Source organism: Streptomyces sp. AA1529, assembly GCF_000280905.1.
Lineage (GTDB): Bacteria > Actinomycetota > Actinomycetes > Streptomycetales > Streptomycetaceae > Streptomyces.
In genome coordinates this window covers 1-17,156 of record NZ_ALAP01000075.1, presented here as the reverse complement: position 1 = coordinate 17,156, position 17,156 = coordinate 1, and the positions used below count along the sequence as shown (strand labels likewise).

The 17,156-nt window shown below is 75.3% G+C and carries 13 protein-coding genes; 5 read left to right on the top strand and 8 right to left on the bottom strand.

Features of this window, described 5'->3' with window-relative positions; all coding sequences use genetic code 11:
• Nucleotides 1-170 precede the first annotated feature (170 nt).
• Nucleotides 171-1,997, top strand: coding sequence for a TIGR03767 family metallophosphoesterase (locus A949_RS0121555; protein WP_078565494.1), 1,827 nt, complete (start codon nucleotides 171-173; stop codon nucleotides 1,995-1,997).
• An 80-nt stretch (nucleotides 1,998-2,077) separates the two neighbouring features.
• On the opposite strand, the gene A949_RS0121550 is transcribed toward A949_RS0121555, so the two are convergent.
• Nucleotides 2,078-2,995 carry a LysR family transcriptional regulator gene (locus A949_RS0121550; RefSeq protein ID WP_019358108.1) on the bottom strand — a complete coding sequence of 306 codons (918 nt, stop codon included), beginning with the start codon at nucleotides 2,993-2,995 and terminating at the stop codon, nucleotides 2,078-2,080.
• Nucleotides 2,996-3,163: 168 nt separating this feature from the next.
• Here A949_RS0121550 and A949_RS0121545 point away from each other — a divergent pair, with 168 nt between their 5' ends.
• Complete coding sequence (locus A949_RS0121545) at nucleotides 3,164-4,078, top strand: DMT family transporter (protein WP_037707194.1); 915 nt, start codon at nucleotides 3,164-3,166, stop codon at nucleotides 4,076-4,078.
• A gap of 11 nt (nucleotides 4,079-4,089) precedes the next feature.
• Nucleotides 4,090-5,235, top strand: coding sequence for a serine hydrolase domain-containing protein (locus A949_RS0121540; protein WP_019358106.1), 1,146 nt, complete (start codon nucleotides 4,090-4,092; stop codon nucleotides 5,233-5,235).
• A gap of 9 nt (nucleotides 5,236-5,244) precedes the next feature.
• Here the strand turns inward: A949_RS0121540 and A949_RS0121535 are convergent, their stop codons facing one another.
• From A949_RS0121535 to A949_RS0121525, 3 genes are all read right to left on the bottom strand, one after another.
• The gene (locus A949_RS0121535; RefSeq protein WP_019358105.1) at nucleotides 5,245-6,147 is read right to left on the bottom strand and encodes a hypothetical protein; all 903 of its coding nucleotides are present in this window, start codon (nucleotides 6,145-6,147) and stop codon (nucleotides 5,245-5,247) included.
• Nucleotides 6,148-6,295: 148 nt separating this feature from the next.
• Entirely contained in the window at nucleotides 6,296-6,532 is a 237-nt protein-coding gene (locus tag A949_RS0121530) for a hypothetical protein (RefSeq protein WP_019358104.1), read from the bottom strand.
• 356 nt (nucleotides 6,533-6,888) lie between these two features.
• Nucleotides 6,889-7,170, bottom strand: a complete 282-nt coding sequence (locus A949_RS0121525; RefSeq protein ID WP_019358103.1) for a hypothetical protein — start codon at nucleotides 7,168-7,170, stop codon at nucleotides 6,889-6,891.
• Nucleotides 7,171-7,704: 534 nt separating this feature from the next.
• Here A949_RS0121525 and A949_RS0121520 point away from each other — a divergent pair.
• Nucleotides 7,705-10,965: a beta-N-acetylglucosaminidase domain-containing protein gene (locus A949_RS0121520; protein WP_019358102.1), complete on the top strand. Its 3,261-nt coding sequence runs from the start codon at nucleotides 7,705-7,707 to the stop codon at nucleotides 10,963-10,965.
• A gap of 108 nt (nucleotides 10,966-11,073) precedes the next feature.
• On the opposite strand, the gene A949_RS0121515 is transcribed toward A949_RS0121520, so the two are convergent.
• Nucleotides 11,074-11,613, bottom strand: a complete 540-nt coding sequence (locus A949_RS0121515) for an HNH endonuclease (RefSeq protein WP_019358101.1) — start codon at nucleotides 11,611-11,613, stop codon at nucleotides 11,074-11,076.
• Between the two features lie 274 nt (nucleotides 11,614-11,887).
• Here A949_RS0121515 and A949_RS34165 point away from each other — a divergent pair, with 274 nt between their 5' ends.
• Nucleotides 11,888-12,871 carry a mechanosensitive ion channel family protein gene (locus A949_RS34165; protein WP_019358100.1) on the top strand — a complete coding sequence of 328 codons (984 nt, stop codon included), beginning with the start codon at nucleotides 11,888-11,890 and terminating at the stop codon, nucleotides 12,869-12,871.
• A 54-nt stretch (nucleotides 12,872-12,925) separates the two neighbouring features.
• On the opposite strand, the gene A949_RS0121505 is transcribed toward A949_RS34165, so the two are convergent.
• The 3 genes from A949_RS0121505 to A949_RS0121495 form a co-directional block, all read right to left on the bottom strand.
• On the bottom strand, nucleotides 12,926-14,449 hold the full coding sequence (locus tag A949_RS0121505) for an FHA domain-containing protein (RefSeq protein WP_026004896.1): 1,524 nt from the start codon (nucleotides 14,447-14,449) through the stop codon (nucleotides 12,926-12,928).
• 87 nt (nucleotides 14,450-14,536) lie between these two features.
• The gene (locus A949_RS0121500; protein ID WP_019358098.1) at nucleotides 14,537-15,892 is read right to left on the bottom strand and encodes a vWA domain-containing protein; all 1,356 of its coding nucleotides are present in this window, start codon (nucleotides 15,890-15,892) and stop codon (nucleotides 14,537-14,539) included.
• A gap of 151 nt (nucleotides 15,893-16,043) precedes the next feature.
• On the bottom strand, nucleotides 16,044-17,156 hold a 1,113-nt coding region (locus A949_RS0121495), incomplete at its 5' end, for a PP2C family protein-serine/threonine phosphatase (RefSeq protein ID WP_019358097.1).

Sequence of the window (17,156 nt, the reverse complement as noted above, 5' to 3'; positions counted from 1 at the left end):
CTCCCCACTCTCGCGGATCTCGTCGCAGTCGTGCTGAAGCCATACTTGCACGCGGTTGCGACACCCGGCGGCGGGCGTTCCCACGCTGTTCAAACGGGGGTCATCCGGGCTGCCAATGCACCGGAGGAGGGGCTCCCCGCCCCTGCCGAACCCCCGCACCGGGAGACCGCATGTCCCCTCGCAGCCGCTCCGCGCCCAGCGCCCCGCCCGACTCCCCCACCACTGCACCCACCGCCGCACCCGGCGCTCCGCCCGGGAACCGCGCCGCCGTGCCCGGCCCGGACGGTCCCGACGGCGCACCCCCGGACCGCGCGCCCCGCCGCCGGCCGCCCTCCCCCGGCCCCGGCAGGCGCCGGGTGCTGGTGCTCGCCGGTTCGGCGGGGGCCGCCGCCGCGCTGGGCCCCGCCACCGGCGCGTCCCCCGCGGCCGCGCCCGCCTCCGGCACCCGCCCGCAGCGCCGCGTCCCCGGCGGCCGGGCCGCAGTGGACGCGCCGCACACCGGCACCACCCTCACGGGGGTCGCGGCACCCTCCGGGGACGGCCCCTTCCGGCGGCTGGTGACCGGGCCCGGCTGGGCCCGGGTGGTGCGCACCGAGCTGGCGCGGGCCGGTGCCCGGCGCGCCGCCCGCGCCGAACCGCTCGCGTCCTTCGTCCAGTTCACCGACCTGCATCTGGTGGATGTCCAGCACCCGCTGCGCTACGAGTACCTGCGCGCGCAGACCGCGAGCGCCTGGCGGCCGCAGGAGTCCCTGTCGGTGGCCGGTGCCGTCTCCCTCGTCGAGCGGGTCAACGCGCTGGCCGGCGGCCCGGCGACCGGCGCCTCCCTCTCCTGCGTGGTGACCACCGGAGACAACACCGACAACAACTCGCGTGCCGAACTGGAGTGGTTCACCACCGTGCTGAGCGGCGGCCGGATCACCCCCGACACCGGTGACCCGCGCATCCACGAGGGAGTGCAGGACTGCGGACTGCCGGACTTCTGGCAGCCGGACTCGGACCTGCGCGACCGCGACAAGGCCGTCGGCTTCCCCCGGCTGCGGGGCTTCCTGCGGGCCGCCGGGCGGCAGGTGGCCGGCCCCGGCCTGAAGCTGCCCTGGTACGCCACGGTCGGCAACCACGACGCGCTGCCGGGCGGCTGCTTCGCCGCCGCCGACGCGCGCGGCTTCTTCGCGGACTTCGCCACCGGCGACCGGAAGCTCATGCGGCTGCCCGAGGAACAGGGCGCCCGGCTGTGGCGCGCCGTGGAGCGCGGCCGGGACCCCGGGGGCCGGCTGTTCACGGAGCTGCTGCGGGCCGAACGGCGCCACATGCGCAAGGTCACCCCGGACCCCGCGCGAGCCCCGGTCACCCCGCGGGACTACATCCGCGCCCTCGCCCGCCCGCAGGCGCTGGGTCCCGGGCCGGCCGGGCACGGGTACACCGAGGAGAACGCGGTGGAGGGCACCCTGTACTACGCCTTCCGGATAGCCCCGGACGTGATGGGCTACAGCCTGGACACCACCCGCCGGGACGGGCACTACACGGGCCGGGTCGGCGCGGCGCAGCTGAGCTGGCTGCGGCGGCAACTGGCGGCGCACCGCGACAGGTACGCGCTCGTCTTCAGCCACCACACCAGCACCACCACACCCGAGGGCGGCACGGAGCTGCTGGCCCTGCTGCGGGACACCCCGCACGCGCTGGCCTGGATCAACGGGCACAGCCACCGCAACCGGATCTCCCCGCACGGCACGTTCTGGGAGGTCAGTACGGCCTCCCACACCGACTTCCCGCAACTCGCCCGCACCCTGGAGCTGGTGGACAACCGGGACGGCACGCTCTCGCTGTTCACCACGCTGATCGAATCGGCGGCCCCGCACCGGACGGACTTCACCGACCTGTCGCAGACCGGGCTGGCCTCCCTCTACCGGGAGCTCGCCTTCAACGCCCCAGGTGCCCGGCACGGGCTGGCAGGGGCCGAGGGCGACCGCAACACCGAACTGCTGCTCCGCAAGCCGTGACCCGCGGGGCGTACCGTGCCCCGCGGGCGAGTCGTGGCCCGCGGGCTCCGCGGCGCCGCGGACCGGTCGTGCCCTGCGGCTCAGTGCGCGGCGGCGGCCGCCTCCCCGTCCCACTCCTCGGCGGTGAGTGCCGCCAGGCAGGCGCGGACCGAGGGGCTGTCGCCGCCCGCCCGCCAGGCCGCCCGCACCTCTCGGTGGAGCGCCGGTTCGACGGGCACGAAGCGCACCCCGGGCGGGCAGGGCCACCGCCCCATGCCGGGCACCAGCGCCGCGGTCAGCCCGCGGGCCACGAAGGCGAGCTGGGTGGCGTACTCGCCGACCGCGTAGCGCACCCGGGGTTCGACACCGCGCGCCCGCAGCGCCTGGACCAGCGCCTCGTAGGGCTCGGTGCCGACCGGGCAGCTCGACCAGTCGACACCGTCCAGCTCGGCCAGGTCCACCGCCTCCCGGCCCGCCAGCGGGTGCCGGGCCGGGAGCGCCACCTGGACCTCCTCCACGGCGAGCGGCTTGACCCGCACGCCCTCGGGCAGCGGCATGGGGCGGCTGTGCCAGCTCTCGATCAGCAGCAGGTCCAGTTCACCGGCGAGCAGCAGCGGCACCATGTCGACGGCCTCGCCGTCCACCACGGTGGGCCGCAGCCGGGGGTGCGCCTCGGTGAGCGCGGCCAGCACGTCCGGCAGCAGGGCCCGCAGACAGCTGCCGACGCCGCCGAGCCGGAGGGGGCCGAGGATCTCGTCCCCGAGGTCGGCCAGATCGCTCTCGGCGGCGGAGAGCTGGGCGACGACGCGGGCCGCGTGGTCGGCCAGCACCCGGCCCGCGTGGGTGAGGCGGACACCGCGGCCCTGCGGCTCCAGCAGGGTGTGGCCCGCCTCGCGCTCCAGCTTGGCCAGTTGCTGGGAGACGCCGGAGGGGGTGATGTGCAGGGCGGCCGCGGCGCGCACCAGCGAGCCGTGCACGGCGACGGCGTCGAGGGCGCGGAGCCGGTCGGAGCTGAACATGCGGGGAAACCTCATGAGGCGGACGGACGGGCGGACGGGCAGACGGGCGGGCGAACGGACGCGCCCTGGACGCGCACCCGGGCGGCCGGGATTCATCAGCAACGCTCACCGATACTGCCAAGGAATCGTCGCTTTTCCTTGGCAGTCGCGGCAGGCAGAGTGACGGCCATGACCGGCACCGAAGAGAGGACGCAGCAGGCCACACCGTACGGCCGCCTGGCCGGCGCCGCACCGGTGCCGCTGGCGGTGGCGGCGTCGGCGTGCATCTCCGCCTCCGCGATGTTCGTGAAGCTGTCCGGGGTCAATGCGGGCACCGCCGCCTTCCTGCGCTGCGCGCTGGCCCTGGTCGCGCTGGTGCCCCTCGCCCTGCTGGAACGGCGGCGGCTGGGCCCCCGGCCGGTCCGCGCCCAGCGGTTCGACCTGGTGGCGGGCGCGCTGCTGGGCGTCGACTTCGTCTTCTGGGCGCAGAGCATCCACGACGTGGGCTCCTCCATCGCGACCGTGCTGCTCAACATCCAGATCGCCGTCTTCCCGCTGCTGGCCCTCGCCGTCACCCGCACCCGGCCCGGCGCCCGCTACTGGCGCACCCTGCCCGTGCTGCTGCTCGGCGTCGCGCTGGCCAGCGGCGCCATCGGACACCCCGAGCCGGGCAGCAGCCCGGTCTCCGGGGTGCTCTACGGGGCCGGCGCCGGAGTGGCGTTCGCCGGATACCTGTTCCTGACCCGCCTGGGCGGCGGCGGGGCGCACACCCTCCACCCGGTGTGCGTCTCCACGCTGGCCGCCGGTGTCACCTCCGGGGTGCTGGGGGCGCTGTGGACGGGGATCGACCCGGCGCCCGGCTGGGGCCCGCTGGGCTGGCTGACGGTGATGTCGCTGTTCGGGCAGGTGCTGGCGCTCGTGCTGATGGGGCCCGCGCTGGCCCGGCTGGCGCCGGTGACCAGCGCCGCGCTGCTGCTGCTGCAACCGGTCCTGGCGCTCGGCCTCGGTGTCGTCTTCCTCGGGGAACGACCCACCGCGACCCAGTTCGCCGGGTGCGTCCTGGTCGTCCTCGCCGTCTGGCACACCAGTCGTCCCGCTCACTAGAGTCCCCGTCCATGCACCTGCCGCGGCGCCTGCTGAGCGGGCTGATCTCCACCGTGACCGCCTTCGGGCTGATGGCGAGCTCCTCCACCGCGGCCGACCTGGGGCACACCCGCACCCGCGCGGCGATGGAGGCGCTGGTGGCGCGGGACGACGCCCCGGGGGTGCTGGCACAGGTGGCGGACGGGGCCGGGGTGTGGAACGGCAGTGCCGGCACCGCCGACTACGCCACCGGCCGCCCGCGGGAGGCCGGCGACCGGTTCCGGATCGGCAGCCTGACCAAGCCGTTCGTGGCGACGGTGCTGCTGCAACTGGAGGCGGAGGGCACACTCGGGCTCGACGATCCGGTCGGCCGCTGGCTCCCGGACGTGCGGCTGGGCCGGTACGGGGCGGCGGTGGGCGGGCCGGAGCGCGCCATCACCGTGCGCCAACTCCTCGGCCACACCAGCGGCATCCCAGACTACACCGCGGATCCGGCCCTGCGCGCCGCCTACTTCAGCCCGCGCTTCCCGGACGTGCGGATGCGCACGCACAGCGCCCGGGAACTGGTGCGGCGCGCCCTGTCCCGACCGCCGCTGTTCCGCCCCGACACCGGCTGGAGCTACTCCAACACCAACTACCTGCTGGCCGGGATGGTCATCGAGCGCGCCACCGGGCACTCCTACGCGACGGAGATCGAACGCCGGGTGCTGCGCCCGCTGAAGCTGCGGGACACCTCGCTGCCCGGCACCTCGACGCGCATCCCGGGGCCGCACGGCAAGGAGTACTCCACACTGTTCGCGCCCGGCGCCGACCCGCCGGTCCGGGACGTCACCGCGCTCAACCCCTCGCTGGCCGGGGCGTCCGGCGAGATGATCTCCTCGACCGGCGACCTGGTGCGCTTCGTCCGCGCCCTGGCCACCGGCCGGCTGCTGCCGCCGCGGGAGGCGGCCCGGATGCGGACGACGCGCAGAGCGGACGCGACCGAACGCTACGGGCTGGGACTGACCGAACGCACCCTCTCCTGCGGGGTCACGGTCTGGGGCCACGACGGCACCATCCACGGCTCCAGCACGGCGGCCTACACCACGCCGGACGGCACCCACACGATCGCCGTCAACCTCAACGGCGACTGGTCGGACGGCGCCCGCGACCTGGTCGAGGCCGAGTACTGCGACTGACCCGGCGGCTCAGCGCGGCAGGACCGCCACGTACTCGGCGGGCGGCTGCTCCGCGGCGGCCATCAGCGCCGTCCGGACCACGGCAGCCTGCTGGGCCGGGGCCTCGCGCAGCTTCTCCGGGGTGACGTGGAGGACGGTGACCCCGAACTGCTCCAGGGACTCGCGCTTGTGGGTGCACGCGTCCCAGGCCGCCTCCGCACCGGCCCGGGGGGAACGCGCATCGATCTCCACGGCGACGGCCTGGTCCGGCCAGTAGGCGTCGACGGCACCGAGGTGCGGTCCGCCGGGCACCCGCAGTTCGACGTTCCAGCAGGGGTCGGGCAGCCCCTGGCCGAAGACCATTCCGTACAGCAGGCCCTCGGTCAGCGCCCGCCCCTCGGCCAGCAGGCTCTCCACGGCGTCGGCGACGTGCGGCAGGCCGAGCAGCCGGGCCCTGGTGAGTTCGCGCACCACCGGCTGCGGCTCGCAGTGCCCGCCGCGCACCGCCTCGGTCAGCAGCCCGCGCACCTCCTCGGCGTCGGCCGACTGGGCCACCGCGTCGGCCAGCGCCCGGGGCACGGGAGCCACGGGCAGTCCGGTGATCTCCTCCGGCTCGGGCACGATCCGGGTCCGCACCAGATGCGCCGAGGTGTAGGCGCAGCCCGACGGGAGCGGCACGCGGGTGCCCGGTCCGAGAGGCTCGCCCAACTCCGGGACCAGCACGTCGATCCGGTCGAGGTCCAGCAGGGAGGGGGCGGCGGCGAAGCGGTGCAGCGCGAGCGCCGCCAGTCCGGTGATCATCGCGCGGCCGGGCGGCCCGAACGGCGCGCCGGGCTGCTCGGCACCGCCCTGCGCGTACCGGAGCGCGGCGCGCAGCCGTTCGTCGCTGGTGGGCAGTCCGGTCCGGGGCGGGAGTGGTACATCGTGCGTCATGGTGTGGGCAATTCCCCACAGCCGACGGAGTGCCAACGTGTGTGACAGAGCTGTCACCGAACCCGGACAACCTCGCACTAAAGCACGGCAGTTCGACTGCCGATAGGACGCGGCGCAGTGCGCCGGGCCGGGCCTTGCTCCTGCGGTGTCAGCTCTTCTTGCCGCGCTTGTCGCTCAGCGTCACCAGACCGGCGATGACCAGGAAGAGGACGAGGGGCGCGGCGACGTACAGCCCCAGGGTGTCGAGGACGCTCAGGCCGGAGCCCGGCTGGTCGCCGTCGTCGCGGGTGAGCGCGAAGGCGGGGGACGACAGCAGCGGCAGCAGCGCCGCGCCGACGGTGACCGTGCCTGCGCGCAGTGCATTTTTCTTGACCTTGTCGCTCACACAGCCAAGATATCGGACGGGTGAACGGGTCGCGCGCCGGGGTGCTCCTGCGGGCAGCCGCCCTGTTCGGGGGCAGAGTGCGGGGGTGGGGAGGGCACGTTCGAAGCGCGGGGACCTCGGGGCGCGCGCCGGAGCGCGGCGCGGCGGTCGGAGCACGGCGCGGCGGTCGGGGGTGACGTCGGCGACGGGCCGACGCCCGGCACTCCGGCCCGGAACGGCCGGCGTGCGGCGGAGCGGCAGCGGCGGCGCCCAGAGCCGCGAGCACGGAGGTTGCCGCCTCCCGGGCACCCGGACCCGGCGGTCCGGTGCGCTCCGGCAGGAGAGCGGGGCTCCGTGCGCCGCGGCGGGCCGCGCGATCAGATCTCTGCGGGCTCCGTGCCGAATCCGACCCCTGCGGGTTCGCTGGTCAGCGGCGCCTCCGCGAGCGGGGGCTCGCTGGTCAGCGGGGCGACGTCGGCGAGCGGGGGCTCACTGGTGAGCGGAGCGTCCGCGCAGCCGCAGATGCACGAGCCGTCGAGTCCGGAGTCGGGGTCGGACACACCGGACAGGTCTACCGGCTCGTGCCCTCGTTTGGAGAGTGTGCGCTGTTGGGGAAGCGGAGTCAGGGCGGAGATGAGGAGTTCAGCGGACGCGGCCACCGGGGGCCTCCGTTCGTTGACGAATGGATGGTCAGGACTCGCCCTACCCAGCAGACGGGCGCGCAGACGTGTCCGAAGGGGAAACGTGTCCCAGCTCACGCGCGTTCCCGCGGCGAATCGGCGACAACAATCCGCCGGGAGAGGAGATCCGACGGACAAAACGGGCACCCCGGCGAGGATTTGCGGCGTGGCCGAGGGTGCGGTGCCCTGCCGCATCCGGTGCGGTGACCCGGGGACGCGGCCGGTGCCGGGCGGGCCGGCGGACCGTAGAATCCGCTGGCACACGGTTTGTGGCACAGCTGTGGCCTCCCGAGGTGAACGCGGCGCGGCACCCGCCTCTATGGTGCTGACGGAGGCCACAGCGGCACGGACGGCAGGCACGCGGGTGCGCCGGGCCCGTGCCCGCTCGGCGGAGGGGTTCCGGTCGGACATCGGGAGGAAGCGGTGGGGACAGCGCGCGGCCAGGGCGGCCCGAGGGTCTCCGGGCCCGGCACGGGCACCGTCCCGCGCCAGGCACCGGGCGGCAGGGCCAGGATGAGCGCCGCCGCGCTCGCCGCGGCGGTCGTCTCCGGCCTGCTCGCCGGAGCACCCGCCGCACAGGCGGCCGCCCCGGCGGCACCGGACGGCCCCTCCGCGGGCAGCCGGGACGACGAGAGCACCCGGGACGGCCTGCCCCCGGTCTGGCCGCGCCCGCAGAAGATGCACGCCCAGGGCGGATTCGTCCCCGTCTCCACAGCGGCCACGCTGATCGCGGACGAGGACGCCGACCCGCACGCCCTGCGCACCGTCCGCGCGACGCTGCGCGCGGCCGGGGTGCGCACGCTGCACGAGCGGCAGCCGGGCGGCGACGGCCGTTCCGCCGCCTCCGGCGGCCTCGTCGTACGGGTGGGCACCGAGTCGGCCGGCGCCGCCCTGCGCGCCCTGCGCGCCCCCGCGCGCGACGACCTGCCCGCCGGCGGCTACCGGCTGGCCGCGGGGCGGGCCGACGGGCACGACACCGTCGCGCTGGAGGGGACGGACGGCGCGGGCCTCTTCAACGCCGCGCAGACGCTGCGGCAGCTCGCCACCGAGCACGAGGAACGGCACGGCTTCCCCGGCGTCTCCGTGCGGGACTGGCCGACCGCCTCGGTGCGCGGCACCACGGAGGGGTTCTACGGCCAGCCCTGGACGCAGCAGGAGCGGCTGTCGCAACTGGACTTCATGGGCCGCACCAAGCAGAACCGCTATCTGTACGCGCCGGGCGACGACCCCTTCCGCCAGGCGCCGCGCTGGCGCGACCCGTATCCGGCGGCGCAGCGCGCCGACTTCCGCGAGCTGGCCGACCGCGCCGCGCGCAACCACGTCACCCTCGGCTGGGCGGTCTCACCCGGCCAGGGGCTGTGCTTCTCCTCCCCCGGGGACCGCAAGGCGCTGCTGCGCAAACTGGACGCCATGCGCGCACTGGGTGTGGGCGCCTTCCAGCTGCGCTTCGAGGACGTCAGCTACACCGAGTGGCACTGCGACCAGGACGCCGACACCTACGGCTCCGGCCCCGCAGCCGCCGCCCGTGCCCAGGCCGAGCTGGCCAACGCGGTGGCCGACCATCTCGCCACCCGCCACCCGGACGCCGCACCGCTGTCCGTGGTGCCGACGGAGTTCTACCAGAAGGGCCGCACCGAGTACCGGGCCGCGCTCGCCGAGAAGCTCGACGACCGCGTGGAGATCGGCTGGAGCGGAGTGGGGGTGGTGCCGCGCACCATCAGCGGCACCGAACTCGCCCGCGCACGCAGCGCCTTCCCCCGGCACCGCCTGGTGACGATGGACAACTACCCCGTCAACGACTTCGCCTCGGACCGGATCTTCCTGGGCCCCTACCGGGGCCGCGAACCCGCCGTCGCCTCCGGCTCCGCCGCGCTGCTGACCAACGCGATGAAGCAGCCGCGGGCCTCCCGCATCCCGCTGTTCACGGCCGCCGACTACGCCTGGAACCCGCGCGGCTACCGGCCCAAGGAGTCCTGGCGGGCCGCGGTGGACGAGTTGGCGGGCGGCCGCGGAAGCTCCGCCGCCACCCGCGCCGCCGTGCACGCGCTGGCCGGCAACGACGCCTCCTCGATGCTCGGCAGCGACGAATCCGCCTATGTGCGGCCGCTGCTGGAGAACTTCTGGCGGGAGTACGGGAACGGACCGGGCTCCGGGCTGGACCGGGCCGCCGAAGAGCTCCGCGACGCCTTCACGACCATGCGCACGGCGCCCTCGAAGGTGCCCGAGGGGCTCGGCCGGGAGGTGAAGCCGTGGCTGACCCAGCTCTCGCGGCTCGGCGCCGCGGGCGAGCGGTCGGTCGACATGCTGGTCGCACAGCTCGGCGGCGACGGGGCCGCGGCCTGGAAGGCGCAGCTGGAGGTACGGCGGCTGCGCGCCGAGAGCCGTGGGAGCAAGGTCACGGTCGGCAAGGGCGTGCTCGCGGACTTCACCGACAAGGCGCTGAAGCTGTCCGAGAGCTGGAGCGGCGGCAGTCCCGGGCCGAAGGGGAAGTCCGGCTCCGGACGGACCGGCAAGGGCGACGACGGCACCGGCGACGGCGGTGCCCGGCCGACGGTGAGCGGCAGCCCCGAGGGCGCTCCCGACCACCCGCTCTCCGCCGCCGCCGACGGCGATCCGAGCACGTCCTACCGGGCCGCGGTGCCCCCGGCCACCGCCACCTTCACGCCCCAGCAGCCGCCCATGCTCGTCCCGCCTGCCGCCGCGGCCGAACCGGGCACCGGCGACGGGGACGACGCGGGCGGCGGCCGTCCGGCGCGGGACGCGCTGACGGTGCGGCTGCCCGAGCCCCGCCCGCTGCGCGCCGTCACGGTGCTGACCGGCCCGGACTCGGGCACCCGGGGCACGGTCGAGGCACACGTCCCCGGCAAGGGCTGGCAGCGGCTGGGGGCGCTCTCCCGGACCGGCTGGACGCATCTGGCCACCGGGGGGCACGAGGCGAGAGCCGACGCCGTGCGGCTGGTGTGGAGCCAGGACGCGAAACCGCCGGTCGTCCACGAGATCACCCCCTGGTACGCCGACACCCCCGAAGCCTCCCTGTCGCTGCCGCGCACCACCGTGGACGCCGCGATCGGCGGCGGCACCACCCGCGTCACGGCACGGCTGACCGGCAACCGGCCCACCGACGTGCGGGACAAGGTCACGGTGCACGCACCCAAGGGCTTCACCGTGCGCACCCCGGCGCGCACCACCGTGCGCCGGGGCGGCACGGTGGACGTGCCGCTGCGGATCAGCGCCGACAGCTCGGTGGGAACGGGCAGTTACCGCATCCCGGTCTCCTTCGGCGGGGAGCGCCGCACGCTCACCGTCCGGGCCTACCCGCGCACCTCCGGGCCGGACCTGGCCCGCGGGGCCCGCGCGACCTCCTCCGGGGACGAGACGAAGGACTTCCCGGCCGCCGCGGTCGCGGACGGCAAGCGCGGCACCCGCTGGTCCTCCCCCGCCGAGGACGGCGCGTGGGTGCAGGTGGAACTGGCCGAACGCGCCCGCGTGGGACAGGTCGTCCTGCGCTGGCAGGACGCCTACGCGGCGCGCTACCGGATCCAGGTCTCCCCCGACGGCAAGCACTGGCGCACCGCCGCCACGGTGCGGGACGGCGAAGGCGGCAAGGAGTCGGTCCGGATGGACTCGCCCAAGGACACCCGCTTCGTCCGGGTGGTGGGCGACAAGCGGGCGACGCGCTTCGGGATCTCGCTGTGGTCGATGGAGGTCTACGCCGTGGACTCCTCGGGCCGCGCCAAGCACGCGCGGCGGGACGGCGACAAGGACGGCGGGTAGCTCCCGGGAGTCGGGGGGCGCCGCGGCGCGGCACCCCCTCCGGGACGTCTCCGGGACGTACGAAGGCCGCACCCGCGGGAGCGGGGGCGGCACGACAAAGCCCGGGTCTCAGGCAGTGGATCTGCCGTCGATCCGGGCGAGATCGTCATCCGCGCCGTACGGCTGGAGGTAGGGGAGCCACCGTGGATCCCTGTGCCCCGTGCCGATGATGCGCCAGGCGAGGCCGGAGGGCGGGGCCGGTTGGTGACGCAACCGCCAGCCCAGCTCGGCGACCTGGCGGTCGGCTTTCACATGGTTGCAGCGGCGGCAGGCCGCCACGACGTTCTCCCAGGCGTGCGCCCCTCCCCTGCTGCGCGGGATGACGTGGTCGACGCTGGTCGCGATGCCACCGCAGTAGGCGCAGCGGCCGCCGTCCCTGGCGAACAGCGCACGGCGGGTGAGGGGGACGCTGCCGCGAAAGGGCACCCTCACGAACCGCTTGAGACGGACGACGCTGGGGGCGGGTATGACGTGGGTGGCGCTGTGCATCAGGGCGCCGGAGTCCTCGAGGCTGATCGCCTTTCCGTTGAGGACGAGTACGAGCGCGCGGCGGAGCGGTACGACGCCGAGCGGCTCGTACGACGCATTGAGGACCAGGACATGCGGCACGGTGCCTCCTTGTACGTCGGCGGCGCGTGGCTCGCGCCGGGACGATCTCCCCTCAGTGTGTCCCGTGCCCTGGTCACTGCGCCACCACGACCGGGAAAGGAGATGTGCGTGTTTTGGACCACACCGGCCCCCGCCCGGCCGGAACGGCCTCCCCGCCCGAACACCTGGCCCCATACTGCTCGGTGGCACCGGTTGTGAAGCCCCTGCGCCGTTAGTGTGGTGCCGGCATTCGTACGGGTGCCTTGCCGAGGTGACACGCACGGAAGGTCGACCTGTGTACTGGCTGCTCAGCGCATCACCCCCGCCGGACGGCCCCCGGCCGCCGAAGTCCCTGGAGGACGCCCAGGACAGTGCGGGAGAGGCGGCCGGATGGATCCAGGAGCACTGGTCGGACTGGCTCGCCTCCGGCGTGCGCATCGTGTTCGTCTGCGTCGTCGCCGTGGTGCTGCGCTACCTGGTCCGGCGTGCGATCACCCAGCTGATAACCCGGATGAACCGCAGGTCCGAGATCAGCGACAGCGGCAAGGCGCTGCGCGGGCTGCTGGTGAGCGGCGAGCGGCGCAAGCAGCGGTCCCAGGCGATCGGCTCCATCCTGCGCAGCGTCGCCTCCTTCGTGATCATGGGCACCGCGGCCCTGACGGTGCTCTCCGGGCTGGGCATCAACCCCGCGCCGCTGCTGGCCAGCGCCGGTGTCGCGGGCGTAGCACTGGGCTTCGGCGCCCGCAACCTGGTGACGGACATCCTGGCGGGGATGTTCATGCTGCTGGAGGACCAGTACGGGGTCGGGGACCGGGTGGACGCCGGAGAGGCCTCCGGGGTCGTCCTGGAGGTCGGACTGCGGGTGACGCAGCTGCGCGGGGACGCCGGCGAGATCTGGTACATCCGCAACGGCGAGATCAAGCGCATCGGCAACCTCAGCCAGGGCTGGTCCATGGCGGCGCTGGACGTCCGGGTACGCGCCGAGGAGGACCTGGAGGAGGTCCGGGCCGTGGTCGTCGCGGTGGGCGAGGAGATGAGCAAGGAACGCCCCTGGGACGAGATCCTGTGGGAGCCCGTGCAGGTGCTCGGCCTGGACGAGGTGACACTCGACTCCATGGTGCTGCGCGTCTCGGTCAAGACCATGCCCGAGAAGAACCTGGCGGCGGAGCGGGAGCTGCGCTGGCGGGTGAAGAAGGCGCTGGACGAGCGCGGCATCCGGATCGTCGACGAGCCCTCGCTCGCCCTGCAGTCCCTGCCGTCGCCCTCCCTGGAGAAGTAGGCGGGGGCGTGGGGCCGCGCCACCACGCCCCCTGCGGCCGGGCTGCCGTTCGGACTACCGGCGCACCAGCGTGATCGTCGTCCACGCGCCGACATGAACCCGGTCACCCTCCTTGAGGGGGACGGGCACGAAGGGTTGGACCGGTTCCTCGGCACCGTTGATGGTGGTGCCGTTGGTGGAGTCCTGGTCGACGACGGACCAGCTGCCGTCGGGCTGCTGCACCAGCACCGCGTGCTGGTGCGAGACCCCGGGATCCTCCGGGGAACGGCCCAGATCGATGTCCGGGGCCTCCCCCGTGGAGGCGCGGCGGCGGCCGATGGTCACCTGCGGGCCGGTGAGCTGCAGCTGCTGCTCCGGGGAGTACGCGGGAAGGTTGAGTGCCGCCGCCTCGGGGCCGCTGCGCTGCATCATCGCCATGAAGTACGTACGGTCCGGGGCGATCGTCGCCGTCCACGCACCGCCGCCCTGCGGCACTCCGCCACCCTGCGCGGCGTGCTCCGGCCCGCCGTGGTCCGGGGCGCCGTGGTCCGGGGCGCCGTGGTCCGGGGCGCCGTGCTCGGGCATGCCGTACGCCGGCATCCCGTGGTCCGGGGCGGGCGGACCGGCGTACTCCGCGGGCCCGCCCTGCTGCGGGGAGCCCGGGCCGGGGCCGTGCTGGGCCGGTACGCCGGGTGCCGGAGGCGCCGGCGGGCCGGGCGGGGCGGGGGGCGGCCCGGGATGTCCGCCGGGCGCCTGCGGCGGCGCCGGGGGCGCACCCGTCCGCTGCTCGGCGGGGCCGGGCGGGGACAGCTCCCAGTCGCCGCCCGCGGGCTGACCGTACGGGGCGCCGTACGGGTCCGCGGGGGGAGCGGCGGGGTGGGGCTGCCGGCCCTGGTGGGGGAAGCCACCCGGGCCGACCGGGCCGGGCGCGGGGGCTCCGGGTCCGCCGGGCGCCTGCTGCTCGCCGCTGCCGCGGCCGTCCGTCCCGTAGCCGGGTCCGGGGCCCTGGCCGGGTGCGCCGGGCATGCCCGGCGCACCGGGCTCACCCTGATGACCCGGTCCGGCGCCGGGCCCCTGCGGACCCGGGCCGTCGAATGCGGGCGGACCGGGGGGACCGGGGGGACCGGGGGGCGGGGGCGCACCGGGGCCGCCCATGCCCCCGCCCATGCCGGGGCCCGGGGCTCCGGGATCCGGGGCGCCCGGCCCGGCGGGGGGCGGGAAGCCGGGACGCGCGGCCTGGGGCTGCTGGCCCGGCGGGGCGTAGGTGGTCGGCGAGTGGGTCAGGAAGTTGTAGCGGCACTCCTCGCAGAAGGGCGCCTGGGACTCGCGCGGCGTCCCGCACTGGGGGCACGGCTCGGACGGGCCCGAGCCGGGTCCCGGGTAGCCGTAGCCCTGTCCGGGGCCCTGGCCGGGCGGGGGCGGGCCGGGCGCGGGCGGCGGACCGGGCGGTCCGGGGTAGCCGTAGCCGCCCGGGGCGGGCGGCTGAGGAGGCGGCGGTGCGGCACCGGCGGGCGACCCCGGCGCTTCGGCCATGCGGTGGCCGCAGACCTCGCACCAGTCGTCGGCCGCTGACTGGTGGCCGTTCGGGCAAGTCGGCATGGTGGTGCCTCCCCCTCCGTGCTCCTGCTCGTCGGTACCTGCTGGTGCGGGTCGCGCCGGTCGTGCGGAGGCGCCGCGGCCGGGACGCTAGCGCTTCACGCGGACCGTCTTGGTGGACCGCGTCTCCAGCGTCATCTCGTCGGCCTCGGCGACCTTCGTCTTCAGTCGAACAGTACCCGTCGCGGCATCCACCACGTCGACCACCTTCGAAAGCAGTTTCGCAGTATCCGTGTTCCCCGACGCGTTCGCCAACTGCACCGCTCGTCCCAGTTTGGCCGTTGCGCCCGCTTCGTCTCCCGTCTTTCGGAGATCGAGCCCCGTACGGATCACCTGGGCCAGTTCGGCCTGCCCTGTGTAGTGCGCCACCTGCGGATTGATGGACGTGGTGGCCGCCAGGTCGTCCGTCCACACGGCCCGCACCAGCCCCTGCCCGAGCGTCTGCGCGGAACCGCCCTCCGGTGCGGGCAGCACCAGCGAGACCCGCGCGGCGAGCATCTCCTGGCCGATCCCGGCGGCCGGCACCTCCACACAGACGTGGTAGTCGCGCGACTCGTCCCCCCAGGACCCGGTCGGGTAGTCACCGGCGCGCGGACCGGCCTCCGTGCGGCGGCCGGTCAACTCCTCGACCGTGGGGGCCACCTGCTTGACGAACGCGATCCGGGAACCCTGCGGTGTCCACAGCCGGAGCGCCACGTCGGCGACCTCCTTGCCCATGGCGCTCTCCATCATCCTGGTGAAGTCCGCCGCCAGACCGTCAGGATCGGCCACGATGTCGGCGGTGCCCAGCAGCGCCGAGGCGATCCCGGTGACCTCCTGGACCTCCCAGTCGGTGCCCACCCCCCGCGCGTCGCAGGTGAAGTGACCCGCGCACGCCTCCAGCGCCGCGCGCAGCGCCGCGGGTTCCTCGTGCTCGTTGCGCCCGTCGGTGAGCAGGATGCCGTGCCGGATGGTGACGTCGGCGGCGCTCAGCAGCCGGTCGGCCAGCCGCAGCCAGGTGCCGATCGCGGTGCCGCCGCCCGCCGACAGGCCGCGCAGCGCGTCCTTGGCCCGGGCCCGGGTGGTGGCGTCGGCGACGGCCAGTGCGCCGCCGCCGGGGAACACCTCCCTCGCCCTGTGGGTGCCCGCCACGACGGCGAAGGAGACGCCGTCCCGGAGCGTGTCGATCGCGGCGGCGGTGGCGTCGCGCGCGTTGCGCATCTTGGTGGGCGGGTAGTCCATCGAGCCGGAGCAGTCGAGCATGATGACGACCGCCGCGTCGGCCCCCTCCGCTCCGGGAACCCCGCCCGGCCCGGTCACCGGCAGCGGCAGGCCGCCGGTCGTGCCACCACCCGTGGCGGTGACGGTGACCACGGCGTTGACCTCCCGGGCGCCTTCGGGCAGGTACGCGTTCTGGTAGACGTCCACCGAGAAGCGCGGCGCGCTGGACTTCGCGAAGTTGGCCATCTGTTCCGCTCCTGTCTGCTCTCCAACGAGTAGTGGACAACGGGGCGGGACGGAAGTGCGGTGGTGCGTGCGGTACTTCCCCCCGGACAGCGCTCCCGTCGCCCCCGGCACCGCACAGCGGTGTCCGAGGGCCCCCCGCGACGCGCTCGGTTCAGGCCGAGCCCGCCCCTCCCGACGGCGCGGGGAACGGCAGCACGGCCACCGTCACGTTGTCGTGCCCACCACCGTCCAGCGCATAGCCGACCAGATGCTGTGCGGCCTGGAGGGGGCGCGCCGAGGCATCGACCGGTACGGCCGCGGCCATCTCCCCCGCCGATTCCGCGTAGTTCCACAGCCCGTCCGTGCACACCACCACGACACCGGGCTGTTCGGGTTTGAACGAGCAGGTGTGCGGGTCGATCTCGTAGGCGTCCGCGCCGAGCCAGCCGGTGATCGCGTGCGCCCGCGGGTCGGCGTAGGCCTCGGCCTCGTTCATCAGCCCCGCGGCGACCATCTGCGCCGCCCAGGAGTCGTCCTCGGTCAGCCGCGCCGGCGCCGAGACGCGGTCGTCGGGCACCCAGTAGGCGCGGCTGTCGCCGATCCAGCCGACGGTCACGACGCCCTCCACGTTGATCGCGCCGACGACGGTGCAGGCCGGAGCATTCTTGGACGGCTCGACCGGGGTGTCGGCGGCCAGCGCCTCGACCGCCTCCGAGGCCGCCAGCAGCGCGTCGTGCATGGCCTGCTGCGGATGGCGGCCCGCCGGCAGCTCCCGGCGCAGCGAGGCGCACCCGGCCTCGGCCGCCGCCGCCGACGCCTCGTCGGGGCGGGTGGCCGAGGAGACGCCGTCGCAGACGACGGCGAGCGTCGCGGGCGCCCCCTCCTGCGTGGCGGCCTCCGCGATGACGAAGTAGTCCTCGTTGCGGTGGTGCCGCAGCCCCCGGTCGCTGGCCGCCGCGACGGTGTCCAGCGCGGACTCCATGTGGTCGCGTTCCCGGGGCTGCTTGTGGCCGCAGTGCTCGCAGTAGCCGTCGCTGTCGATCGTCCCGGTGCCGCAGGCCACGCAGACCGGCCCGGAGGGGTGCGGGCCGGCGGCGGCCGCACGCGGATCGGAGGCCGCCGCGGCGGACCGCGCCGCGTCCGGATCGCCGCGCGGGTCCGGGGCGGCGGATGCCACCGGTGCGGCGGGCGGGGCGGCCGGAGCGCTCCCGGACGGCGCCGGAGCCGCACCCTCCGGTCCGGCGGCGGGCGGCTGCGCCGCGTCGGGCCCGCCCGGCGCCGGAGG

Excerpts from the sequence above, each read along its gene's own strand:
- A949_RS0121555 (WP_078565494.1), top strand. The coding sequence starts at position 171 with ATGTCCCCTCGCAGCCGCTCCGCGCCCAGCGCCCCGCCCGACTCCCCC.
- A949_RS0121550 (WP_019358108.1), bottom strand. The coding sequence starts at position 2,995 with ATGTTCAGCTCCGACCGGCTCCGCGCCCTCGACGCCGTCGCCGTGCAC.
- A949_RS0121545 (WP_037707194.1), top strand. The coding sequence starts at position 3,164 with ATGACCGGCACCGAAGAGAGGACGCAGCAGGCCACACCGTACGGCCGC.
- A949_RS0121540 (WP_019358106.1), top strand. The coding sequence starts at position 4,090 with ATGCACCTGCCGCGGCGCCTGCTGAGCGGGCTGATCTCCACCGTGACC.
- A949_RS0121535 (WP_019358105.1), bottom strand. The coding sequence starts at position 6,147 with ATGACGCACGATGTACCACTCCCGCCCCGGACCGGACTGCCCACCAGC.
- A949_RS0121520 (WP_019358102.1), top strand. The coding sequence starts at position 7,705 with ATGAGCGCCGCCGCGCTCGCCGCGGCGGTCGTCTCCGGCCTGCTCGCC.
- A949_RS0121505 (WP_026004896.1), bottom strand. The coding sequence starts at position 14,449 with ATGCCGACTTGCCCGAACGGCCACCAGTCAGCGGCCGACGACTGGTGC.
- A949_RS0121500 (WP_019358098.1), bottom strand. The coding sequence starts at position 15,892 with ATGGCCAACTTCGCGAAGTCCAGCGCGCCGCGCTTCTCGGTGGACGTC.